Annotated in this window: 19 protein-coding genes; 11 read left to right on the top strand and 8 right to left on the bottom strand. The window is 47.0% G+C overall.

Going from position 1 to position 23,539, the window contains the following annotated elements:
* The first annotated feature begins 30 nt into the window (after positions 1-30).
* On the top strand, positions 31-894 hold the full coding sequence (locus KD145_RS18450; protein ID WP_212000619.1) for a helix-turn-helix domain-containing protein: 864 nt from the start codon (positions 31-33) through the stop codon (positions 892-894).
* Between the two features lie 501 nt (positions 895-1,395).
* Here KD145_RS18450 and KD145_RS18445 read toward each other — a convergent pair.
* The 4 genes from KD145_RS18445 to kbl all read right to left on the bottom strand — a co-directional run bounded on the left by KD145_RS18445 (position 1,396) and on the right by kbl (position 5,563).
* Entirely contained in the window at positions 1,396-2,175 is a 780-nt protein-coding gene (locus KD145_RS18445) for a tetratricopeptide repeat protein (protein ID WP_212000617.1), read from the bottom strand.
* 15 nt (positions 2,176-2,190) lie between these two features.
* Positions 2,191-3,213, bottom strand: coding sequence for a VWA domain-containing protein (locus KD145_RS18440; protein WP_113616248.1), 1,023 nt, complete (start codon positions 3,211-3,213; stop codon positions 2,191-2,193).
* A 192-nt stretch (positions 3,214-3,405) separates the two neighbouring features.
* Positions 3,406-4,212: a class D beta-lactamase gene (gene blaOXA / locus KD145_RS18435; protein ID WP_212000614.1), complete on the bottom strand. Its 807-nt coding sequence runs from the start codon at positions 4,210-4,212 to the stop codon at positions 3,406-3,408.
* 163 nt (positions 4,213-4,375) lie between these two features.
* Positions 4,376-5,563, bottom strand: a complete 1,188-nt coding sequence (gene kbl / locus KD145_RS18430) for a glycine C-acetyltransferase (protein WP_212000612.1) — start codon at positions 5,561-5,563, stop codon at positions 4,376-4,378.
* A 384-nt stretch (positions 5,564-5,947) separates the two neighbouring features.
* Here kbl and KD145_RS18425 point away from each other — a divergent pair, with 384 nt between their 5' ends.
* From KD145_RS18425 to KD145_RS18400, 6 genes are all read left to right on the top strand, one after another.
* A complete protein-coding gene (locus tag KD145_RS18425) occupies positions 5,948-6,433 on the top strand; it encodes an RNA polymerase sigma factor (RefSeq protein ID WP_212000610.1) in 486 nt (161 codons plus the stop codon).
* Positions 6,434-6,473: 40 nt separating this feature from the next.
* Positions 6,474-7,559 carry an anti-sigma factor gene (locus tag KD145_RS18420; RefSeq protein ID WP_212000608.1) on the top strand — a complete coding sequence of 362 codons (1,086 nt, stop codon included), beginning with the start codon at positions 6,474-6,476 and terminating at the stop codon, positions 7,557-7,559.
* 17 nt (positions 7,560-7,576) lie between these two features.
* Positions 7,577-8,539 (top strand): outer membrane beta-barrel protein, encoded by a 963-nt coding sequence (locus tag KD145_RS18415; RefSeq protein WP_212000606.1) that lies wholly within the window; start codon positions 7,577-7,579, stop codon positions 8,537-8,539.
* Between the two features lie 29 nt (positions 8,540-8,568).
* Entirely contained in the window at positions 8,569-8,898 is a 330-nt protein-coding gene (locus KD145_RS18410; RefSeq protein ID WP_212000602.1) for a hypothetical protein, read from the top strand.
* A 168-nt stretch (positions 8,899-9,066) separates the two neighbouring features.
* Entirely contained in the window at positions 9,067-12,009 is a 2,943-nt protein-coding gene (locus tag KD145_RS18405) for a pitrilysin family protein (protein WP_212000600.1), read from the top strand.
* Positions 12,010-12,116: 107 nt separating this feature from the next.
* Positions 12,117-12,680: a murein L,D-transpeptidase family protein gene (locus KD145_RS18400; protein WP_212000599.1), complete on the top strand. Its 564-nt coding sequence runs from the start codon at positions 12,117-12,119 to the stop codon at positions 12,678-12,680.
* A gap of 186 nt (positions 12,681-12,866) precedes the next feature.
* Here KD145_RS18400 and KD145_RS18395 read toward each other — a convergent pair whose 3' ends face one another.
* The 3 genes from KD145_RS18395 to KD145_RS18385 form a co-directional block, all read right to left on the bottom strand.
* The gene (locus tag KD145_RS18395) at positions 12,867-13,811 is read right to left on the bottom strand and encodes an alpha/beta hydrolase (RefSeq protein ID WP_212000598.1); all 945 of its coding nucleotides are present in this window, start codon (positions 13,809-13,811) and stop codon (positions 12,867-12,869) included.
* A 100-nt stretch (positions 13,812-13,911) separates the two neighbouring features.
* The gene (gene acs, locus KD145_RS18390; RefSeq protein ID WP_212000597.1) at positions 13,912-15,825 is read right to left on the bottom strand and encodes an acetate--CoA ligase; all 1,914 of its coding nucleotides are present in this window, start codon (positions 15,823-15,825) and stop codon (positions 13,912-13,914) included.
* Positions 15,826-16,102: 277 nt separating this feature from the next.
* Complete coding sequence (locus tag KD145_RS18385; RefSeq protein WP_113616258.1) at positions 16,103-16,369, bottom strand: hypothetical protein; 267 nt, start codon at positions 16,367-16,369, stop codon at positions 16,103-16,105.
* A gap of 460 nt (positions 16,370-16,829) precedes the next feature.
* Here KD145_RS18385 and KD145_RS18380 point away from each other — a divergent pair, with 460 nt between their 5' ends.
* Positions 16,830-17,441: a helix-turn-helix transcriptional regulator gene (locus KD145_RS18380; protein ID WP_212000596.1), complete on the top strand. Its 612-nt coding sequence runs from the start codon at positions 16,830-16,832 to the stop codon at positions 17,439-17,441.
* 227 nt (positions 17,442-17,668) lie between these two features.
* Here the strand turns inward: KD145_RS18380 and KD145_RS18375 are convergent, their stop codons facing one another.
* Entirely contained in the window at positions 17,669-18,205 is a 537-nt protein-coding gene (locus tag KD145_RS18375; RefSeq protein ID WP_212000593.1) for a 5'(3')-deoxyribonucleotidase, read from the bottom strand.
* A gap of 84 nt (positions 18,206-18,289) precedes the next feature.
* On the opposite strand from KD145_RS18375, the gene KD145_RS18370 reads away from it, so the two are divergent.
* The 3 genes from KD145_RS18370 (at position 18,290) to carB (ending at position 23,522) form a co-directional block, all read left to right on the top strand.
* Complete coding sequence (locus KD145_RS18370) at positions 18,290-19,036, top strand: DeoR/GlpR family DNA-binding transcription regulator (RefSeq protein WP_212000590.1); 747 nt, start codon at positions 18,290-18,292, stop codon at positions 19,034-19,036.
* A gap of 40 nt (positions 19,037-19,076) precedes the next feature.
* Positions 19,077-20,237 carry an MFS transporter gene (locus KD145_RS18365; protein WP_249219434.1) on the top strand — a complete coding sequence of 387 codons (1,161 nt, stop codon included), beginning with the start codon at positions 19,077-19,079 and terminating at the stop codon, positions 20,235-20,237.
* A gap of 468 nt (positions 20,238-20,705) precedes the next feature.
* Positions 20,706-23,522, top strand: coding sequence for a carbamoyl-phosphate synthase large subunit (gene carB, locus KD145_RS18360; RefSeq protein ID WP_212000589.1), 2,817 nt, complete (start codon positions 20,706-20,708; stop codon positions 23,520-23,522).
* The last annotated feature ends 17 nt before the right edge of the window (positions 23,523-23,539 follow it).

The raw sequence follows: 23,539 nt of genomic DNA, 5'->3' as shown, positions 1-23,539 counted from the left end.
GAAGAGTAATCCGTTAATTTTGAAACACATATGTTTATCAATAAAGGCCTGGACATCCCTTATCAGGATGGACCGCTGAAAACACAGTTCAACATCTCACCGCTGGGGACGTATGTGACAGACCTCACTAATCAACCTCATCGGCATCACACCTTCCAGGTCCTGTGGTTTACCAGGGGCTGTGGCCGTCATATGGTGGATTTTGTGTGGTATGAACTGGAAGATAACATGCTGTTCCTGCTCCGCCCCGGACAGGTTCACCAGCTGGAATGTGAAGGAGAGGGCTACTGCCTGTTTTTTTCAGAGCGCTTTTATTTTGCCAACAAACACGATAAGGAAACCCTGTACGACTTTTCCAATCTTTTTGATAACTGGCATGGCTACGGACCGATCTCCATCGGAGAAAATACCATCCCGTCCCTGATGGGCCTGGTAGAACTGATGAGCAGGGAACAGCGGGTTCCAGGGACCAACAGCCGCAGCATCATCAAACACTATCTCAATGCTTTTTTATTGCTCGCAGAAAGAGAAAAAAAGCGGAATGCCACAGAAGCCATGGGGCCTGATCACCACGATGCCAGGGTAGTACAACTGCGCCGCCTGCTGGAGAAACATTATCAAAGAGAACATCAGGTAGCTTTTTATGCCAATGCTTTTGCCCTCACGCCTAAAAGGCTCAATGAGATCACCAAGGAAACTACTGGACGCACGGTAACAGAGCTGCTGCACGACCGTATTGTGCTGGAAGCCAAGCGTAACCTTGCTTTTAGCCATAAAAGCGTGAAAGAGATCTGCTACGAGCTCGGATTTGAAGACCCTGCCTACTTTAGCCGCTTCTTTAAAAATAATGCCGGCATCTCTCCTCAGGATTTTCGGGACATGATGTTCAAATAGTCCAAGTTAATAGCTTAATTGTCCTAGCAGGTTGGATACCTGCTGCTTAGCTTTGTGTACTTATTGGATGCTAAAAAAAAGAAAATCATGCTGAGGTTGCCCACAAAAAATACTGTGCTGTAAAAAGAGAATTGCTCCCCGGCCAGCACCTGTCTTCCCGAAAAGTGATGGTCTATGCCAGCAAAGCCACAGAAAAATGTGATGCAGCATCATGCTGTTTAAAATATGTGTGTTTTAAAGTGTGGGGGGATGCTTGCTGATAACAAAAGATGAATAAATGAATGTTAAGGCTGGAGAAACAGGTAAAGAGTAACCAGTCCGGATGCAGGCATCTCCTCCTTACTTTATTACAGTCGCAAGGTACTGTTACCATGCGTAACTGTTGTAGGTTTAGGTAAAATGGCCGGAATATTCCTGTTCCGGTTTTTTTGTTTCCATAAAAAAATCCGGCAGCACCAACGGCACTACCGGATTCTAACCATTTTGTTGTGTAGAGGCGTTTTACCAGTCTTTTTCTACCGGAACAGGCTGACCTTTTATCTTTTTGGCTTTGTCCTGCAGTTTCTTTTCTTCCTGGGACAGTGCCTGCAATAAACGTTCTGCTTCCTGTTTATTCAGCTTGCTGGGCTGTGGTTCGGGTTTTTGTTGCTCCTGCTGGTCTTTATCTTTATTCTTGTCTTTGTTTTGATCTTTGTTCTGGTCTTTATTCTGATCCTTGTTTTTCTCGTCCTTGTTTTTATCCTTGTCTTTGTCTTTATCCTGCTTATCCTTGTTTTTATCTTTATTCTTGTCTTTGTTTTTGTCCTTGTTATCCTTCTTGTCTTTGTTGTCCTGCTGTTTCTTCAGCATAGACTGGGCATAAGCCAGGTTGTAGCGGGCGTCTTCATCGGAAGGGTTTATTTTCAGCGCCTGCTTGTAAGACTTGATGCTTTCTTCCCACTTTTTTGCTTCCATGAAGGTATTGCCGATATTATAGTCAGCATCTGATTTGATGTGGTTGTTATCGGCCGTTTTGAGACTGTTGGCGTATTGGGTACGCGCATCATCATATCGTTTTTGCTGATACAGGGAGTTGCCCAGGTTATAGCTACCTACTGCAGATTGAGCGTTTTGTTCGAGCGCTTTTTTATAGTTGGCTTCTGCATCGCTGAACAGCTGTTTCTGATACAGTTCATTGCCTTTACGGATAAACTTGTTGGTGCCATTCTGCGCAAAGGCCGAGAAGCCGCTGAGCATAATGGCTATGATGAAACAGGTTTGTTTTATAAAAGTAATTTTCATGATCCGTTGTATAAATTAAGCGGTGGCTGTTTCTGCGGGTACGCGTTGGCGGCGTACTTCAGGAATAAAAAACTCGATCAGCAGCAGCACCAGGCACAGGCCCAGGAAATATTGAAAATAGCTGTTATAATCTGTAAATACGTTTTCACCGAACTCTTTCTGTTCCATGCTGTCGATCTTATTTACCAGCGAATTCACTACATCGTCGGTATTATTGTCCAGGTGCTGATAAATGCCTTTTCCGGCGGCAGCGATCCCTTTCAGTTCACCTTCATTGAGTTTGGAGATAACAGTATTGCCTTCCCGGTCTTTTTTGTAGCCGCCTGTTTCCGGATCGGGGAGCGGGGAACCGGCTACAGATCCGATACCGATGGTGTTGGTTACTACGCCGTTATCAAAAGCTGTTTTGGTTTTCTGCAGGGCTGTTTCATCATGGTCTTCTCCATCGGAGATGATGATCAGCGCTTTGTGTTTCCTTTCTTTTTTGTTGAATGCATCGTCGCTTACCTGGATAGCCTGTCCGATGGCGGTGCCCTGTGTAGGGATCATATCGGGGGATACGGTGCTGAGATACATTTTGGCAGCGGAGTAGTCGATGGTGAGTGGCATTTGCAGGTAAGCGTTGCCGGCAAATACAACCAGGCCGATACGGTCGTTGTCGAGTTTGTCCATCAACTTGCTGATCAGTTGTTTGGCACGGGTAAGCCTGTCGGGCTGGATATCCGTGGCCATCATACTTTTACTCACGTCGAGGGCGATCACGACGTCCACTCCCTTACGGGTGATTTTTTCCATACGGCTGCCTTTCTGCAGATTGGCCAGTCCCAGCACACCAAAGAAGAAAGCCAGGAAAATGAGCAGGAATTTAAACACAAACAGTTTGCGCGAGTAGCCGGTAAACAGTTTCTCTACCAGGGCAGGATCACCCATGCGGCGTATGGAGCGGCGCTTCCACCAGGACACGCCCAGGAAGGCCAGCTGCAGTACCAGCAATAAAGTCAGCGCCCATAAATATTCACTATGCTGAAAACGTAACATATACAATTTTAAGATCGCTTGCCCAGGGCAAGATCTCAAAAATAATTTTTTTGTTACGTATTACAAGAGCGGGGATAGGGGTTTAGGTTTTTTTTAACGCAGAGATGGGCTTAAAAGCAGGAAAGGCGCAAAAGAAAGCGAAAATTTTCGCTCCTTTTGCGCCTTTCCTGCTATATAGGAACCTTTCGTTGGTTACATTTCTCCTTTAAAATAACCGGCATCTGTAAGAATATTCCGGAGAATATCCATCCGTGCTTTGGTCATATCAAATTTCGGGTCTTCGCTCTCCAGATTGAGCACAAAGAAGCTGGGATGTCTGTTTTCTTCTATCCAGCCTACGATCCAGCCAATCTGTTTAGGCCCTACAGTACCCCAGCCGGTTTTGTAGGACAGTTCATACTTCTGCGTTTTTTCCATGAGCATCACGTCGCGTACTGCTTTCATGTTGGTTTTGGCAAAAGGCAGCTGATCGAAGTACAGTTTTTTCACAAATCCCAGTTCTTCATCAGAGGAGATCTGCAGGGAATTATCCAACCAGAAGGTATCGATACGACTGATTTTCATATTACCGTATTTTACGGAATCGAGCCATAACTGCATATTGGTTTTGCCGATACGGCGGGCCACCTCCTGGAAGTAAGGGACAGACGATACTTTAAAGGCCTCCTGCATGCTCAGGTCTTTGTTCCATTCCGGGTCGGAGGGATGTATAACGCCATCCCAGGGAATAACCATGCCGGTATCGGAGATCACACCGGTTTGCAGGCCTACGAGGGAGTTAAAGATCTTGAAGGTGGATGCTGGCAGGAAACGTTCCTTGGCCCTGTCCAGGTTATACACTTTAAATGTTCCCTGGGCATTGTTGAATAACATGAAGGTGCCTTCCACCTTGTACTGGGTAAAATATTTTTCCCAGCTTTTTTCTTCCTTAACATTATTCGGTGCGCAGGCCGTCATCAGAAGCCCCAACGCTAATACCATCCAGCCGAGTCGTTTCATCAGTATAATGAGATTTGGTAAATAATCAGGTGCAAAAGTAGGGAAGAAAAGTTACGATTAGAGAATTGTCTCCTGAAAAGCGTCAAGCCGTTTCTTATAGCCCAGGGCTTCAGTCCTGGGGGCTATAGAAACGGCTTGACGCTTTATTTTCAATGGGTTGTGATTATTTGATCACGCCCAGTTCCTTGCCTACTTTGGTAAATGCGGCGATGGCTTTGTCGAGGTGAGCCTGTTCGTGGGCAGCGCTGAGCTGAACGCGGATACGGGCTTGTCCTTTTGGAACTACCGGGAAGAAGAAGCCGATCACGTAGATCCCTTCTTCCAGCAGTTTTTCCGCCATCTGTTGGCTCAGCACGGCGTCGTACAGCATTACCGGTACGATAGGGTGGTCACCGGGTTTGATATCGAAGCCGGCTTCCGTCATTTTGGTACGGAAATATTTGGTGTTGTACTCCAGTTTGTCGCGCAGGGTGGTGGTTTCGCTCAGCATATCCAGTACGGCGATGGAAGCACCTACGATGCTGGGTGCCACAGAGTTGGAGAACAGATACGGACGGCTGCGCTGACGCAGGAGGTCGATCACCTCTTTGCGGCCGCTGGTGAAACCTCCGGAAGCACCGCCCAGGGCTTTACCGAGGGTACCGGTAATGATGTCTACCCGGCCCATTACATTGCGGTATTCGTGGGTACCACGGCCGGTTTTGCCGAGGAAACCGGAAGAATGGCTTTCGTCGGTCATAACGATAGCGTCATATTTATCGGCCAGTTCACAGATCTTGTCCAGCTGGGCGATGGTTCCGTCCATGCTGAAGGAGCCGTCGGTAACGATGATACGGCTGCGGCAGTCTTTGGCTTCCTGCAGTTTGGCTTCCAGGTCGGCCATGTTGTTATGTTCGTAACGGAAGCGTTGTGCTTTACACAAACGTACCCCGTCGATAATGGAAGCATGGTTCAGGGCGTCGGAGATAATGGCGTCCTGTTCACCGAACAGAGGCTCAAATACGCCACCGTTGGCATCAAAAGCGGCCACATACAGGATGGTGTCTTCTGTGCCCAGGAATTTGGCGATTTTCAGCTCCAGCTCACGGTGTATGTCCTGAGTACCGCAGATAAAGCGAACACTACTCATACCATAACCATGGGTGTCGATGGCTTCTTTGGCAGCTTTTACCACAGTTGGGTGGGAAGACAGCCCCAGGTAGTTATTGGCGCAGAAATTCACGACAGTCTTACCGCCAACCTGTATTTCTGCTCCCTGCTCAGACGTAATGATACGTTCTCTCTTATACAGACCGGCATTGTTGATTTCCTCCAGTTCTTCCCGCAAGCGGGATATAAACTTCTCATTCATAGTAAGTGCAATATTTTAATAACGCTTTTGCAAAGTTATAGGCAATAAATGTATTACGATTATGTGTGGCACGAACAGGTAAGGGCTTTGACTGTAAAAAGTTTGACCGAGGTGTAACATTTGCGGGCAGCATTCCGTCATAGTACTATCATGCTTAACGATGCCATGTAGCGGAAAACTGAAGATTTGACCGGGATAGAACAGATGGGATAATGATGTACTGGATAATAGGTTGATGATCAGTTTTTAAGATACTTTTCCTGCTATGCAAATCAGAAATGAGGATGCCAATGAATGTGAGGGTGTGGGTAAGGCTGGATGATGGTCATGATAGGTATTAAAAGTAAATGTCGGAACTTAGCACAAAAATCCCGCACCACCGGAATGACGGAAAAGGAGTACAATAAATGTGTGGATCTGTATTCGGACAATATATTCCGCTTTATCATTAAAAATCTGGATCATGCGGAGGATGCCAGAGACGTAGTACAGAACGCATTCGAAATATTATGGAAGCACTGTCAGGATGTGCCTTTTGAAAAGGCTAAGTCATACCTGTTTACAGTTGCGTACCATAATATGATCGATCATGTACGGAAAACGAAGCGGGTAACACTGGTAGACGAGTTTAAGGATGAGATGAAAGTGGCAGATCATAAGATCAATAATGCCAAAGAGGTGATTGCCAGGGCATTAGCCAATCTGAGTGAGGTACAGCGGTCGCTGGTGTTGTTGAAGGATTATGAAGGTTACAGCTATGAAGAGATCGGAGAAATTATGGAGCTGAATCCTTCTCAGGTAAAGGTTTACCTCCATCGGGCCAGGATACATCTGAAAAATTACCTTGTAAAGATGGAAAACGTTATATAAAATTTTTATAATTGTTAATTGATTAATAATAAATAAATTTTTGGCTGTAGATATTAACATATCAAATTACGAGTCCTATCTGCTCAGTTATGTGGATAATGAACTGAATGAGTCGGAGAAAGCTGCCCTCATGCAATTTCTGGAACAGCACCCACAACTGCGGGCTGAGCTGGAACTGCTGGAGAACATCCGTGTAGCACCCGATGAGCAGCTGGTATTCGATAATAAAGCAGCCCTGTACCGGACTTCCTCAGCAGAGACTACTGATTATGAGTCTTTGATGCTGAGCCAGGTAGATGGAGAATTGTCTGCTGAAGAAACAGCCCGGTTAAAATCCTGGTTGCAGCAGCAGCCCCAGGCACAGCAGGAACTGGCCCTGTTGCAGCTGGTCAAACTGGAACCAGACCACCGGATAGTGTTTGAAAACAAAGCCAGTCTGTATCGCAGCGCCCATAAAGGACGGATTATCCCGGTATACTGGTGGGGCGCAGCTTCTACCGCTGCTGTGGTAGCAGGATTGCTGATCTGGCTGCTGCCTGCCGGTAACCATACCAGTCAGCCCCTGGCCAGGACCATGGCCCATAACACTGTAGCACCGGTAATGCATGAAGCACCGGTTGTCAGCCCTGTACCACACGAAACCCCGGCGTCCGTTGCGGCCTCTGCCCAGCCAGCAGGCGTTGGTGAAGCAGCCAGGCTGGCCATCAGAAAAAAGGAAATTGTCCTGGCTAAAAAGAACACTTCCTCCATTCCGGATGTTAGTACAGCATCACAAAAACAAAATAATACTGTAGCAGCTCCTGCACCGGCAGAGGTACCTGTGATCTCTGCCCTGCCTTCTCCCCGGAATACCTCCGATGAAGTAGTGGAAAAACACCTGCAGAATACCGGTATTGCTGCCTCCAGTCCGGCAGATAACAATCACCCCAGGGAAACGGTAATGGCCGCTAATATCCCGGCTGCCAGCAAAACGGTTGCTGCAAGCCCGGTAGCAGCACCACCTGCACCTGCTGCTCCTGCTCCGGTAAAAGGAGAACTGATTCTGTCTGTCAGCGGAAGCGACAGCCGTATTCTGGACAAGGTCACCAATGTTGCAAAATTTTTCTCCCGAAAAAGGAATAAATAAAATGATGGTAAAAACATATGAAGCATAAAGTTTTACTCTGTTTATTACTGGTATTATGTGTAGGGTTGGCCCAGGGACAAAATGTTGACACCAGCCACCAGGGTATCACAGCAGCTGCTATCACAGCTCCCCTTCCCGATACCTTCTGGATCAAAGGCCTGATCATCATCAAAGGAAAAAATGAAAAGGGCCGCAATTCCTATAAAATTTATAGCGATACTGCCTACGCACGTGCAAGACTGAAAAAGAACCTGCATACCAGGTGGTTTGTCTTTGATATAGGGTTCAATAATTATATTGACAGAAGTGAGTATAATGGTGCCAGTTATATTGCATACTATCCCAATACCACCAGTTTTTACAATGGCGCTCAGCCTACCAGCAAAACTTACAACTATTCCGCTGCAGGTCTGGCCACTTTTGCACCCAGAGAAGGAAGTGAACCTTTAACACCAGCTGAATTTAAACTTATCACCGGAAAATCGATCAATTTTAATATCTGGCTTTTTGAACAACGGCTGAATATAACAAAACACAAGTTGAACTTGTTATATGCCTTAGGATTGGAGATGAACAACTTCAGGTATGCCCGAAATATAACTTACCAACCTGGCTATGCGACCAGGATTATCAGGGATACAATAGAGTTTTCAAAAAACAAGTTATTTGCCGAATATATATCGATCCCGGTGATGCTTAACTTTAATTCTAACCCGGCCCGCCCTAATCGCGCATTTCAGGCGAGCTTTGGTGTCTCCGGTGGTTACCTGATCAAATCCAGAACCAAACAAATCAGTGAAGAAAGAGGCAAAGTGCGGAAAACCGATGATTTCAACCTCAACAAATGGCGTTTCGGACTCACTAGTGAACTTGGCTATGGCCCTGTAAAACTCTATGGAAACTTCGCCCTCACGCCTTTGCATGACTACGGATTACAGCAATATCCGTTTTCTATTGGGTTACGGTTAAATGGATTCTAACATTTTTTGACCAGACCAAAAATATCTTTATGCGTTCATTCATCGCCCTGATGGCGTGTATTGGTTGTATTGCCTGGGTGCATTCCTGTGATAAACGCCTGCTTGGTGTAAAAGTCACCAGAAATACGGGTGGAATTCTGCAACTTCCTGTTGATGTTCCGGCTATTGCCAGCAACCAGGAAGCCCCGCAGAAAATTTTAGCGACAGCCAGCCGTCCGGCTCCTGCCGTTCATACAGCTCCATCCAAACCCACAATTGCCAAAAAACGCCATCATGCTGTGCCGCCCGCCGATTCTCTCTGGAATGGACTGGTAGCCAGTAAACACTCAAATTTTTTATTGAATAACCTAATTCCTTGATCTTTAATTAGATGAGTGGTATGCTTGTCTTGTGATGCTGGTTGATTTTCAATCGGTTGTATATTCCTATGCCTTGCCGTTCATAGAATTATCATTTTTTTAGCGCGGTTATTTTTCCCCTTCCGGTTATATTTGGTGACAATTTCTAAACCAACCAACAGATTTCTTATGAAACTGCTTAAACTAACTGTATCGCTGTTGTTGTTTGCCGGAACACTGCAAACAGCCATTGCGCAGGGCAAATTCCAATGGAAAGACGCCACCTCCGGAGGCTACTCCTATCGTTATGTAACGGATGACCCCATGAAAGCCCGTTTTTATACCCTGAAGAACGGCCTTACTGTTATCTTGAGTGTCAATAAAAAAGAGCCCCGTATCCAGACACTGATCGGTACCCGCGCTGGCAGCAACAACGATCCGAAGGATCATACCGGCCTGGCCCACTATCTGGAGCACCTGCTCTTTAAAGGTACCCAGCAATACGGCTCTCTCGACTGGGCTAAGGAAAAACCTTATATCGACCAGATCGAACGTCTGTATGACAAGTACAACAAAACAACAGATCCTGCCGCTCGTAAAGCTGTGTATCATGAGATCGACAGCGTTTCCGGCATAGCCGCTAAATACGCTATCGCCAACGAATACGATAAAATGATGACAGGCATGGGCGCCCAGGGTACCAACGCACATACCTGGGTGGAAGAAACCATCTATGAAGAAGATATTCCTTCCAACGCCATCGATAAATACCTGACCGTTCAGTCAGAAAGATTCCGTGACCCGGTATTCCGCCTCTTCCATACCGAGCTGGAAGCTGTATACGAGGAAAAAAACCGTGGTCTCGACAACGATGGCCGTAAGGTTTACGAAGCCCTGCTGGCAGCACTGTTCCCAACTCATAACTACGGGCAGCAGTCTACCATCGGCACCATAGAACACCTCAAGAATCCAAACCTGAAAGCCATCCGCGACTTCTACAATACCTATTATGTGCCCAACAACATGGCCATTGTAATGGCTGGTGACTTTGATCCGGACTACGTGATCAAAACCATCGACAATAAGTTCGGCTACATGAAAACTCAACCGGTAAAAGAATACAAACCTGCTCCGGAAGCGGCTTTCAAAGCACCAGTGGTAAAAGAAGTATTTGGTCCTGATGCAGAAAGCATCGATATCGCATTCAGACTGCCTGGTGCACTGGATACCAAATCCTCGCTGGTATTGGGTGTGCTGTCCAGCATCATGCAAAATGGTAAAGCTGGTCTGCTCGATCTCAACATCAACAAACAACAGAAGGTCCTGAACTCAAGCGCCGGTGTAATGTCCCTGAAAGACTACTCCATCTTGTCTTTATCCGGTAAAGCCAAACCTGGCCAAACACTGGATGATGTTAAAAGCCTGCTGCTTGGTCAACTGGACATCCTCAAAAAAGGAGAGTTCGACGAGTCACTCGTGAAAGCGATTGTCAACAATGCTAAACTGTCCGAACTGCAGGGCCTGGAAAGCAACAATACCCGCGCTACCTCCATCATGGATGCTTTCATTAAGAGCAAAGGCGCCAACTGGACCTACGATGTGGCCTATGTTGATGATATGGGTAAAGTGACCAAAAAACAGATCGTTGACTACGCCAACCAATACCTCAGCAACAACTACGTTGTGGTGTACAAACGTAAAGGCGAAGATAAAAACATCCAAAAGGTAGAGAAACCTGCTATCACCCCGGTAGAGGTAAATCGCGAAGCACAATCTGCCTTCCTGCAGAAAGTAGCTGCCATGCCAGCCACACCAGTGCAACCTCAGTGGCTGGATTATGGAAAAGATATCCAGACTGCTTCTGTTGGCAATACCAACATGATGTATGTGCAGAACAAAGATAACGGTCTGTTCCGCCTCTATTACCGTTTTGATATGGGCTCCTGGAGCAACAAAAAACTGGGTCTGGCTGCTCAGTACCTGCAATTCCTGGGTACTGATAAATACACTGCAGAACAGATCAGCAAAGAGTTTTACAATATCGCCTGCAACTTCAGCGTAGCTGCCTCCGCTGAAAATACTACCATTACTATCACAGGTCTGCAGGAAAACTTCGATAAAGCCGTTACACTGTTTGAAAACGTGCTGACACACTGCCAGCCTAATGATGCTGCACTGGCTTCCCTGAAAGCCCGTATGCAGAAATCCCGCTCTGATGCGAAACTCAGCAAGAGTGCTATCATGAAAGGGGTTGTCAACTATGCGATGTTTGGTGCACGCAATCCTTTTAATAACCAACTGAGTCAGGCAGATCTGGATGCGGTGACTGCTACAGAGCTCACCACACTGCTGCATGAGCTGCCTTCCTATAAGCATACTGTTATCTACTATGGTCCTCAGCCACTTGCTACTGCTGTTGCTGATGTGAAGAAAGTACACACGCTGCCAGCCAGCTTTAAAGAAGCACCAGCTGCCGTGAAATTCACAAAAACAACCCAGAGCAACAACCAGGTACTTTTTGCGGACTACGACATGGTACAGACAGAAGTAAACTGGGTAGGTAACGAATCAGTGTATGATCCTGCCAATACAGGCATCATCACCCTGTTCAATAACTACTTCGGCGGAGGTATGGGCTCTATCGTGTTCCAGACCATCCGTGAGTCTAAAGCACTGGCTTACTCTACCTATGCGATGTTTGTATCTCCGGACAAAAAAGGAGAACGTTATTCTCAGATCGCTTATGTAGGCAGTCAGGCAGATAAAATGAGTGAGGCTATCAAAGGCATGAATGAGCTGCTGAATGATATCCCCCGTTCTGATAAGCTGTTGGAGACAGCTAAAGAATCCATGAAGCAGGATATTGAAACAGAACGTATCACCAACGACGGTATTATCTTCAGTTACCTGGCTGCACAGAAACTGGGTCTGAGCACAGATATCCGCAAACAGGTGTATGAGTCTATCAATAAAATGAATTTCAGCGATGTGAAGAAATTCCACGATGAAAACATTGCCCACAAGCCTTACACTTATTGTGTGGTAGCTTCTGAAAAGAAAGTCAATATGGATGATCTGAAAAAAATCGGTCAGGTGAAAACACTTTCCCTGGAAGAGATTTTCGGTTACTAATCCATGCATATTTGAAGCGAAGCGCGGCATACACCTGTATGCCGCGCTTTTTATTGGGCCGCAATAAATAAATCTTTATCAACGTTATCAGCATATTTAATCACCCTATGATGAACCGATTTTACTGGTATGCAGTAATACTATTGCTGATGCCATTATCCGCATTTGTTGGCAACAGTGACCTGTACAATGTACGGCTCACTACGAGCAATGTCAATCCGGATAAGATTTTCCTGCTGATAGACAAGAGCGATTACCGCATGTACCTTTATGAAGATGTAACGCTGAGAAAAATTTACAAGGTTGTTTTTGGTAATAAAGACCAGGGAGACAAGGAAGTGGAAGGAGACCGGAAGACACCGGAAGGTACGTTTCATATTCAGAGCAAAAGGCTGGATAATCGCTGGAGCCGCTTTATGTTACTGGATTACCCCAACGAAGACTCCAAACGGAAGTTCCAGCAGCTTCAGAGTGACGGGTCATTGTCACAGAGCGCCACGATAGGCGGTGGTATTGGCATTCACGGCGTGGAGTATGGTGCCGGTATCCGCGATAATTATGTGGATAGCCGCGAGAACTGGACGATGGGTTGTGTGAGTATGAAAAATGCAGATGTGAACGAATTATATGAAATTATTAAAGTAGGCACACCCGTGGTAATCCGTCGTTAAAAAGGTAAGGTTTTTGCGACAGTTGGGTCAGGTGTTTTCCAATGGCAGCAGGTGTTTGTACCTTTATACTGCATAAAGTGTATTGCATCTAGTGGTCAGTAATCCGTTACTGTACCATGACTCCAATATATACGGCGGGTCAGGTTCCTGTGAAGAGCGCGCTCCACTCGGATGGTGCGCGCTTTTTTATTGGGCCATAAAGTCTTGTGTCAGTTTTTTCCAGACAGGACCGTCTTTCAGGCAAAAGGATTGATGGCCCGCATCTTTAAAAATATACAGCTTTTTGTTGTTGGTGGCGAGATGGCTGAAAACCCGCTGTGTTTCATCGGAAGTGACACGGATATCCTGCTGGCCCCACATATAGAGCACCGGCACCTGTATTTGTGTGGCGTAATCTTCCGGGTTATGGCTGAAGCCCCAGAAGCCCTGTTCTGTGCCACCCCAGAAAGTAAGCAGCTGCGACAGCGGAACTGTTGGGAGATGAACGGACCGCATACGGCTTTTTACAGCGTCCACCAGCGAGGCAAATGGTGATTCGAGAATAATTTTTTGTGGGGTGAGATGATATTCGGGTACGGCTTTCAGGATGGCTGCAGCTCCCATACTCATACCCCAGAGGGTGATGGGCTGCCGGGTTTTGGAAGCTACAAAATCCCAGGCCAGTTTTACATCTTCGGCTTCCTTATAACCGATGCTGCAGGTGCTGCCGTCGCTGTTACCATGTGCACGGAAATCGATCATAAAAGTGCTGTATCCCAGTTGCCGGAACCAGTCGGCTTCCGGCAGATGTGACCCTTTGTTACCACCATAACCGTGGAAGAGAATAACCGCACCTTTGGCGTTGGTTACCGGCATCCACCAGCCTTCCAGGTGCAGACCGTTGGAAGTAAGGAGCCTGACAGTCTCGTAGGGTACATCAGGATGAGTGCTGGTAATGGATTTAGACAAGCGTACTCCCAGAAAAATGATCTGTAGTTTTTCCCCTGTGTTCATTTCTTCAGGGCGTTTGTTGCGGTGGCGGTTATCTTCATAGAAGTGAGTGAACTTCCAGGCATGGAAGGCCGCAATGAAGTTGAGCAACAGCACCAGGAACAGCGGGGTATACAGGACTTTTTTGAGAATGCGCCGCATGTGGATGTTTAAATTTTGCACAAAGGTCTGATAAAGCAACAAAGGAGCAAAGGGTGTGTTTGGCACCATTGCTCCTTTGCGCGTTAATATGGGTACTGGTTTACAGTTTTCCGTTTTTGATTTCGTCTACTACCGCTGGATCGAGGAGTGTAGAAGTATCGCCCAGGTTATCGAGGTCGTTTTCTGCGATTTTGCGCAGGATACGGCGCATGATTTTGCCGGAGCGGGTTTTAGGCAGACCGCTTACAATCTGGATTTTATCCGGTTTGGCGATCGGGCCTATGATGCGGGCCACGGTTTGGGCGATGTCTTTTTTGGTGAGTTCAGCATCATGTGACAGTCTTTCGAGGATCACGTAAGCATAGATGCCTTGTCCTTTGATATCGTGGGGATAGCCTACCACAGCGCTTTCGATGACACCGGCGTGCATGTTGATGGCGTTTTCCACTTCTGCGGTACCAATACGGTGGCCACTGACGTTGAGTACATCATCTACGCGGCCGGTGATGCGGTAGTGCCCGTCTTCGTCGCGCATACAGCCGTCTCCTGTGAAGTAGAGATTTTCGTATGTGGAGAAGTAGGTTTTACGGAAGCGTTCATGATCGCCGTAGGTAGTGCGGAGCATACCAGGCCATGGGAACTTGATGCAGAGGTTACCGTTTACGCCATTGCCTTTCACTTCCTGACCATTTTCGTCTACCAGGATCGGTTGAACGCCGGGGAGTGGCAAGGTGGCGAAGCCGGGTTTTTCCGGGGTGACGCCGGCAATAGGGGTGATCATGATACCGCCTGTTTCTGTTTGCCACCAGGTGTCAACGATAGGGCAGCGGCCTTTGCCGATATTGTCTTTAAACCAGTGCCATGCTTCCTCGTTAATTGGTTCGCCTACGCTGCCGAGTTTTTTCAGGGAGCTGAGATCTTTATGATTAACCGGGCCGAGACCGTATCCCATGAGGCTGCGGATGGCGGTAGGAGCGGTGTAGAGGGTGTCTACCCTGAATTTGTCAACGATTTCCCACAGTCTGCCGGCATCCGGATAAGTAGGCATGCCTTCAAACATGAGGGTGGTGGCGCCGGCGCTGAGCGGGCCATATACGATGTAGCTGTGACCGGTGATCCAGCCTATGTCTGCAGTGCAGAAAAATACTTCGCCGCGTTGATGCTGGAAGGTGTTGACGAAGGTGTAGTTGGTATATACCATGTAGCCGCCGCAGGTGTGTACTACACCTTTGGGTTTGCCGGTAGAGCCGGAAGTATAGAGGATGAAGAGCATGTCTTCTGCGTCCATTTCTTCGGCGGGGCAGGGAGGGTTGCCCATGGTTTCCACCTGTTTGATTTCATCTTCCCACCAGCTATCTCTTCCTTTAAGCATGCTCACCGGAGTGCGGGTGCGGGTGCATACGATTACTTTTTTCACGGAAGGGCAGCTCATCAGGGCGTCATCGATAACGGATTTCAGCGGGATGTCTTTGTTGCCGCGGAAAGCGCCGTCGCAGGTGATCACCAGGCTGGCCTGGGCATCCTGTATCCTGTCGGCAATGGACTGGGCACTGAAGCCGCCGAATACCACAGAGTGGATGGCGCCGATGCGGGCACATGCCAGTACGGCGATGGCCAGCTCAGGAATCATGCCCATATAGATACATACGCGGTCGCCTTTTTTAACGCCGTTGTTTTTGAGCACATTGGCGAACTGGCATACCTTATTGTATAAATCACGATAAGTAATGATACGGTGATGTTCTTCGGGGTCATTGGGTTCCCAGATGATGGCAGGGGTATTGCCAAGGGTGCCGAGGTGGCGGTCCAGACAGTTTTCGGTGATGTTCAGTTTGGCGCCGGAGAACCACTTGATTTCAGGATCTTTGAAATTCCAGTCCAATACTTTGTCCCACTTACGGCGCCACATAAAGTGGTCCGCCACATTGGCCCAGAATCCTTCCGGGTCCATTACACTCTGCTGATAAGCCTGTTGATAATCTTCTAAAGTCTTAATCTGGTATGGGTACGACATAGCACCATCATTTGTTTATTGGTTAAGTAGATTTTTGCTAACGGGCTCTAAATTTAAGAAAAACCCGACGGTTCGCTAGAGAAAATCTAAAAAAACATGTTAAAACCAGATTATTTTTCAAAATACATTTGAAGAAAGGCCATGGTAAAGCACCTTTAGAGCATGACAATCGCCACCCCTGTGATAGAGAGGGACCAGCATGCCGCTAAAGGTGTTTGGAAAGGTGGACAATGGGACGTATTCACAACTGTGAAAGGTGGAGAGGGGCGGTGTGGGGTTATTTACGGTATTTAGCCATGGACTTCCAGAAGGCATCGTATACTTCGTCCATGATTTCCACAATCCGCTGTCTTTCGGCACTGCTGAGATAAGTGCTTTGTTTGCCTTTATCAGCAGGGCCACGGGTTTCTTTGGCCCGCATTTTCCGGTAGAAAGTAGGAGTGCTCCAGTTACAGTCTTCACAAACCCTTTCCCGGAATCCGGCCGCAAGGCCGGAGAACTTTTCATGAATTGCAAAAAGAAGATTTGAGGGTTCCCGGCTCATAATGTGGGATACTTTAGATTTTTGAATAACCCAATTATTTACACATTGTTATCACCGCTAAAATGATAATTGTTAAAGCCGTAATTAAATGTGTTTCTAATTGTGCAAATTATCATCATAAAATTACACTATTAGTTTTAAAAAATCATGGATAATCCTTTACTGTACTGGATTTGAGCGTTTGTTAAGATAGATTTTCGATCAAGTTACGTGGAGAAATTTTCATCATGATTTTATGTGATCCTCTATTCACATGTTAACAAGTCAAAAGGGGGTTGATTACATTCAAAATGATGTGAAAAAAATATTTTCTGGGTTCGTATATGCCTAATGGGTGTACCTGATTTTCATGCAAATGGACTTGTGATCATTTTATTATTTTTTATCGCATTTCTATATTTTTATTTACGAAATGAAAGATTAATTGTTATATTATACAATTATTTATAAAAAAGCTTAAATGATGCAGTCGAGTTTGATACACATGGGCCAGCGGCTAAAGCAGATACTGAAGCAGAAAAAAATAAAAATCATCGATTTTGCTAAAATGGCCGGCTTTACTAATCAGATTGCCCATTATCACCTGAGAAACAGCGACATGAAACGGGTTAACCTGGAACGTTTCTGTCAGCTGATAGGAATCACCCCCGATGAATTTATCCGGTGGAACGGCAGCACCCAACTGGCAAATGGGAAAAATATTCACCACGGCAACCGGTTACAGGACCTCATCGCTGAAAAGGGACTGAACAAAAGCAAACTGGCCGAACGCCTCAATATGAGCAGGCGGACCATGTACAATGTTTTTGAAAAGGAAACATTCTCACCGGATGAACTGGACCGGGTAGCCCGCGGTTTGGACATGACCACAGAAGCTTTCCTCAATCCCGGCACCATACAGGAAACCCGGCAAACGGAAACCGAGGAAATGATGGTGCTTCGTGAGAAGTATTACAAAATCCTGGAGGAGCATAACCAACTGTTGAAGAGTTATGCAGTCATTAAAGATGATATGATCAAACTGAAAAAAGAGCTGGCCACGTACCGTAAAGGCAAAGCAAAGAAGGCCTGAGAAACAACGTAAAGCCTATATCAGTACTATCCTCTACATGCACATACGCAGCAGGCGTATACTCCGGCAAAAAAATCAGTAATGAACCGGCATAACCCATCCGGTTGATATCTACCATCCAGCCGTAAAATATGAAAACAGGGACCGCCTGGCTCAATAAGGCCAGCAGTGGATGGGCTTTTATTGTTGATACCCAGGCAGTACCGGCGGTGTGGCGGGAAAAATGCTTAATGGGCGGCAGGAGCGGTGGCCAGCAATTCTTCTGCTACCTCTTCCCAGTTGTTCACCCGCTTATAATCGGTTAGGTTGATATTATGCGGTGCTGTAAATAATAACCTTTCTCCTTTAAAGTGGCGGAGGTTCTTATCGTGGTCATCGATCATGTAATCCGCTTCCACAATGGTTTTGGAGCCGCAGAATACAATGTTGTGCCAGCTGATGAACGGGTAGTGTTCGTTCAGCCATTCCAGTTTCTCTTTAAGCGACAACGGAAATTCCATCGCTGCGGAAACAATGAATACCTCATATTTTTCACACAGGGCTTTGATCACTTCCTGGCTGCCCGGCATAACCGGTGCCGTCCTGAAAAAACCAGGTGTGTTCAGAAACCGGCGTACCATCCCTTCCGGTAAGGCTTCTCCTTCCGGAACTCCCTGCAGGTCGTCCGGGTTTAACTTAATGCCGTTCTCTGCTTCATAATAAGTAAGATAATGCGTAGTGATGTCTGCCATTACATTATCCATATCGATTGCTATTCTTGCCATATTTTGCTATTTCTTGCAAAGATATGCAGTATTCTGCAAATTATCGCAAAATGTTTCATAATATTGCAGAAAATAGCAGGTGTTATGTTAAAAGAGGAAAGGCTCGATTATATATTAAAAAAGCTGCAGGCCGACCAAAAGGTACTGCAGGCGGAGCTGAGCACCGATTTACAGGTGTCTGAGGATACCGTGCGGCGGGATCTGGAAGTGCTGGCGCAAAACGGTCAGCTTATCAAAGTAAGGGGAGGGGCTATCCCGCATTCTCCCAATCCGCTGGCATTTAAGGAGAGAAGTGAACTGCATGCTGCGGATAAACAACATATTGCCCGCAAAGCGCTCTCTTTTCTGCACGATGGGCAAACGGTGATTATAGATGGAGGAACTTCCACGCTGGCATTGGTGAAAATGTTTCCGCCCAATCTGCGGCTGACAGTCATCACCAACAGTGTTCCGATTGTTGCGCAACTGGTGGAACATCCTACCATTGAAGTGATATTTACCGGTGGCCGTATCGGCAAAATCTCACAGACAGCCTGCGGTATGGAAACCATCCGCATGCTGCAGAAGGTCCATGCCGATCTCAATTTCATGGGTATTTGCAGCCTGCATCCCGATGCCGGCGTAACTGGCCTGGACCTTGAGGAAGCAGAGGTTAAAAGCGTGATGGTGGAATCGGCTAATAAAAACATTGCACTGGCCACCAGTGATAAAATGGGTACGGCTGAGCCATTCAAGGTGTGCGATATTACCGAGCTGGATACAATTGTTACAGACAATCCTGACCTGCCTTCGCTCAAACCGTATTTAAACCTGGGTATACAGGTGATTTAACCGCTTAAAGCGGAAGTATTTTTTTATCTGATCTGAACTGATGATGATGTTACAGGAATTATCGGCACCGCTGATACATAAGAGAGGTGCACGTATAGCGGTGAGTGCGTTGTTTTTCCTTACCGGCTTATGTTTTGCCAGCTGGGCTTCGCGTATACCAGATATACAGCAGGCATTGCATATGAATGATGCCGGACTGGGAAGTGTGTTGCTGGCGCTGCCGGTAGGTTCACTTATTTCTTTGCCGGTGGCAGGAGTACTGGTGTCCCGCTTTGGAAGCAGGCAGGTGCTGATTATGGCGGCAGTCGCTTATGGGGCGCTGTTACCCGTGCTGGGACTGGCTCAGGCGCCCTGGGAATTAATCCTGGTGCTGATCTGCTTCGGCTTTTGTGGCAACCTAGCCAATATTGCGGTAAACACCCAGGCGGTGGCTGTGGAGGCTATGTATGGAAGGTCTATTATGGCCTCTTTTCACGGATTGTGGAGTGTGGCCGGTTTTACAGGAGCAGCCATCGGAACCGCGATGAGCGGGCTGAACATAGCACCGGTATATCACTTCCTGCTGATTACCGGTATTGCCTGGACGCTGGTGTTGTTGACCATGCGTCATATAGTACAACAGGATGCCAATCTGCAATCGAATCAGCCTTTGTTTGTCAAGCCAGATCTTTTCCTGCTGACGCTGGGTATAATCGCCATGTGTTCCATGATATGCGAGGGGACTATGTTTGACTGGAGCGGTGTGTATTTCCGCAGGGTGATACATGTGCGGGATGGTCTTTCGGGCGCTGGTTATGCAGCTTTCATGAGCACCATGGCTTCCGGCCGCTTTGTAGCCGACTGGATGATCACCCGGCTGGGCACCAGAAAGATGTTGCTGATCAGCGGTATTCTTACTGCCAGCGGGTTACTGATAGCGGTGGTATTCCCTTATTTTGTCAGTGCTATGTTTGGTTTTATGCTGGTAGGTGCGGGCGTCTCGTCTGTAGTACCACTGGTTTATAGTGCTGCTGGCAAGTCAAAAGTGATGTCTCCGGGAATGGCGCTGGCGGCCGTTTCCACGATTGGTTACCTGGGCTTTCTGTTTGGCCCGCCACTGATCGGTTTTGTGGCACAGGCCACCAGTCTGGCAGTTTCTTTTTCCATCATAGCGGTGATGGGAGCGGCTATTGCAGTGATGTCCACACGTATCAAATGGTAATATATAGCCCGGAGCTTCAGCCCCAGCAGCATAGGGTGTAGTTAACAAAGCTTAAAATAACATCAAACTATAGCCCAGGGCTTCAGCCCAGCATCACAGGGTGTAGTTAACAAAGCTTAAAATAACATCGAACTATAGCCCAGGGCTTCAACCCCAGCAGCATAGGGTGTAGTTAACAAGGCTTAAAAGAACATCAAACTATAGCCCAGGGCTTCAGCCCTGGGAATTCTGAAAAAGAAGCTATGCCTGTTGTTGTTTTTATGAAGATAACCTTGCGGTAACTCATCATATGTCATAATTATTGTATTCAAAAAAAGCTTATAGTCATCTTTCTCCCAAAAATCTTTTCTAAAAAAACAAATTTAATTCCACTATTAAATTTCAAATCACGTAACTTTGCACGATTTTTTTGGTCCCTCGCACGGCATTAAAATCAATGTGGTTTTTCATTTTCAATAGATTACAAAAATGCCAAAAGACTCATCTATCAAATCTGTCCTCATTATCGGATCTGGTCCCATTATTATTGGTCAGGCTTGCGAATTTGACTATTCCGGTTCCCAGGCAGCTCGTTCGCTGCGGGAAGAAGGAATTAAAGTGATTTTGATTAATTCCAACCCGGCTACCATCATGACGGACCCTATGATGGCCGATAAGGTTTATTTGCTCCCATTAACCGTGGAAAGCATTGAGCAGATTCTGGAAGAAAACCAGATTGACGCTGTATTGCCTACCATGGGTGGTCAAACAGCGCTGAACCTTTGTAAAGAGGTAGATGAGCTGGGAATATGGGAAAAGAACAACGTTCGCCTCATTGGTGTAGACATCAAAGCGATCGACAAGGCTGAAGACCGTGAACAGTTCCGTCAGTGGATGATTGAACTGGGCATACCGGTAGCGCCTGCCAGAACGGCCAACTCTTTCCTGGAAGGTAAGGAGTTTGCACAGGAAATAGGCTTCCCGCTGGTAATCCGTCCTTCCTTTACCCTTGGTGGTACAGGTGGGGGCTTCGTTCACAGCAAGGACGACCTGGACGAAGCACTGGACCGTGGTCTGAAAGCTTCTCCTATCCACGAAGTACTGGTTGAGAAAGCGGTACTCGGATGGAAAGAATATGAGCTGGAACTGCTGCGCGACAAGAATGACAACGTTGTGATCATCTGTACCGTAGAGAACCTCGATCCAATGGGTATCCACACTGGAGACTCCATCACGGTGGCGCCGGCCATGACCCTGAGCGATACCGCTTTCCAGGACATGCGTAACAAAGCCATGATGATGATGCGTGATCTCGGCAACTTCGCCGGTGGCTGTAACGTACAGTTCTCCCTCAATCCGGAAAATGAAGAGCTGATCGCTATTGAAATCAACCCGCGTGTAAGCCGCTCTTCTGCCCTGGCATCCAAAGCAACCGGTTATCCGATTGCAAAAATCGCTGCCAAACTGGCGATTGGCTACACCCTGGATGAACTGGAAAACCAGATCACCAGAACTACTTCCGCTTTCTTTGAACCTGCGCTGGACTACGTTATCGTAAAAATGCCACGCTGGAACTTCGATAAATTTAAAGGTGCAGACGACACCCTGGGCCTGCAGATGAAATCTGTAGGTGAAGTAATGGCCATCGGCCGTACTTTCCCGGAAGCGCTGCAGAAAGCCTGTCAGAGCCTCGAAAACGATGCGCTGGGTCTGGGCTACTACGGCAAGTCACTGATGAGAACTGAAGATCTCATCGAAAAACTGAAACGTCCTACCTGGGACCGTATCTTCCGTATCAAAGATGCCCTGATGGCAGGTGCTTCTGTGAAACATATCCACCAGCAGACGCATATTGACCGCTGGTTCCTGCACCAGATACAGGATATCGTAAATCTGGAAAAACAACTGGCTGAGCATGACCTGGAAAGCGTTCCGGCCGACATGCTGAAAGATGCCAAACAAATGGGCTTCTCCGACAAACAGCTGTCTATCATCTTCGGTAACTGCGAAGAAGAAGAAGTTTACGAAAAACGTAAAGCCCTCAACATTGTTCGTACCTACAAAATGGTAGATACCTGCAGCGCTGAGTTTGAAGCTAAAACACCTTACTTCTATTCCACTTTCGATACAGAAAACGAAAGCAAGGTTAGCGATAAGAAAAAAATCATTGTACTGGGTTCCGGTCCTAACAGAATTGGCCAGGGTATTGAGTTTGACTACTGCTGTACACACGGTCTGCAGGCAATCCAGGATTGCGGTTATGAAGCGATCATGGTAAACTGTAACCCTGAAACGGTGTCTACCGACTTTGATATGGCTGACAAGCTGTACTTCGAACCAGTGTTCTGGGAGCATCTGTGGGAGATCGTTGAGCTGGAAAAACCAGAAGGTGTGATCGTTCAGCTGGGTGGTCAGACTGCCCTGAAACTGGCCAAACGCCTGGAAGAAAAAGGTATCAAAATCATCGGTACTTCTTTCGATAACATGGATATCGCGGAAGACCGCGGCCGTTTCTCCGATATGCTGAAAGACCTCGGTATTCCTTATCCTAAATATGGCACCGCTTACAATACTGATGAAGCTATTGAAGTGGCCAAGGAAGTAGGATACCCTGTGCTGGTACGTCCTTCCTATGTACTGGGCGGACAGCGTATGCGTATCGTGATCAACGAAGAAGAACTGGAACAGTCTGTACTGAGCCTGCTGCGTCACCTGCCAGGCAACAAGATCCTGATCGACCACTTCCTGGATCGTTGCCAGGAGGCTGAGATTGATGGTATCTTCGACGGTACTGATTTCCACGTGATGGGCGTAATGGAACACATTGAGCCTGCCGGTATCCACAGTGGTGACAGCCATGCGCTGCTGCCAGCCTTCAACCTCACTCCGATTGAAGTGACAACCATGGAATACTACGCAGAGAAAATTGCCCGCGCACTGAATATCCGTGGTCTCATCAACATTCAGTTTGCCATCAAAGGCGGACAGGTATACGTGATTGAAGCCAACCCACGTGCTTCCCGTACTACGCCTTTCATCGCAAAAGCTTACCAGGTGCCTTATCTGAACATTGCTACCAAAGTGATGATCGGTGCCAATAAGCTGCAGGACTTCACGATTGAAAAGAAACTCACCGGCTTTGCTATCAAAGAACCAGTGTTCTCCTTCAATAAATTCCCGGGCGTGAACAAAGAACTCGGCCCTGAAATGAAGTCCACCGGTGAAGCCATCCGCTTTATCAAAGACCTGAGAGATCCTTATTTCAGGCAGTTGTATAAAGAAAAAAGCATGTACCTGTCTAAATAAGACAGTGTCAGATATAA

The organism is Chitinophaga sp. HK235 (assembly GCF_018255755.1).
Classification (GTDB): Bacteria; Bacteroidota; Bacteroidia; order Chitinophagales; family Chitinophagaceae; genus Chitinophaga.
Note: the sequence above shows the minus strand (reverse complement) of the source record. Positions and strands in the feature narration are given on the sequence as shown.

What these genes read in the sequence shown, in the direction of transcription:
- KD145_RS18365 (WP_249219434.1), top strand. Translation starts at nt 19,077, where the DNA reads ATGATGATGTTACAGGAATTATCGGCACCGCTGATACATAAGAGAGGT.
- KD145_RS18405 (WP_212000600.1), top strand. Translation starts at nt 9,067, where the DNA reads ATGAAACTGCTTAAACTAACTGTATCGCTGTTGTTGTTTGCCGGAACA.
- acs (WP_212000597.1), bottom strand. Translation starts at nt 15,825, where the DNA reads ATGTCGTACCCATACCAGATTAAGACTTTAGAAGATTATCAACAGGCT.
- carB (WP_212000589.1), top strand. Translation starts at nt 20,706, where the DNA reads ATGCCAAAAGACTCATCTATCAAATCTGTCCTCATTATCGGATCTGGT.
- kbl (WP_212000612.1), bottom strand. Translation starts at nt 5,563, where the DNA reads ATGAATGAGAAGTTTATATCCCGCTTGCGGGAAGAACTGGAGGAAATC.
- KD145_RS18425 (WP_212000610.1), top strand. Translation starts at nt 5,948, where the DNA reads ATGACGGAAAAGGAGTACAATAAATGTGTGGATCTGTATTCGGACAAT.
- KD145_RS18415 (WP_212000606.1), top strand. Translation starts at nt 7,577, where the DNA reads ATGAAGCATAAAGTTTTACTCTGTTTATTACTGGTATTATGTGTAGGG.
- KD145_RS18370 (WP_212000590.1), top strand. Translation starts at nt 18,290, where the DNA reads ATGTTAAAAGAGGAAAGGCTCGATTATATATTAAAAAAGCTGCAGGCC.
- KD145_RS18375 (WP_212000593.1), bottom strand. Translation starts at nt 18,205, where the DNA reads ATGGCAAGAATAGCAATCGATATGGATAATGTAATGGCAGACATCACT.
- KD145_RS18385 (WP_113616258.1), bottom strand. Translation starts at nt 16,369, where the DNA reads ATGAGCCGGGAACCCTCAAATCTTCTTTTTGCAATTCATGAAAAGTTC.
- KD145_RS18410 (WP_212000602.1), top strand. Translation starts at nt 8,569, where the DNA reads ATGCGTTCATTCATCGCCCTGATGGCGTGTATTGGTTGTATTGCCTGG.
- KD145_RS18400 (WP_212000599.1), top strand. Translation starts at nt 12,117, where the DNA reads ATGATGAACCGATTTTACTGGTATGCAGTAATACTATTGCTGATGCCA.
- KD145_RS18445 (WP_212000617.1), bottom strand. Translation starts at nt 2,175, where the DNA reads ATGAAAATTACTTTTATAAAACAAACCTGTTTCATCATAGCCATTATG.
- KD145_RS18440 (WP_113616248.1), bottom strand. Translation starts at nt 3,213, where the DNA reads ATGTTACGTTTTCAGCATAGTGAATATTTATGGGCGCTGACTTTATTG.
- KD145_RS18380 (WP_212000596.1), top strand. Translation starts at nt 16,830, where the DNA reads ATGATGCAGTCGAGTTTGATACACATGGGCCAGCGGCTAAAGCAGATA.
- KD145_RS18395 (WP_212000598.1), bottom strand. Translation starts at nt 13,811, where the DNA reads ATGCGGCGCATTCTCAAAAAAGTCCTGTATACCCCGCTGTTCCTGGTG.
- blaOXA (WP_212000614.1), bottom strand. Translation starts at nt 4,212, where the DNA reads ATGAAACGACTCGGCTGGATGGTATTAGCGTTGGGGCTTCTGATGACG.
- KD145_RS18450 (WP_212000619.1), top strand. Translation starts at nt 31, where the DNA reads ATGTTTATCAATAAAGGCCTGGACATCCCTTATCAGGATGGACCGCTG.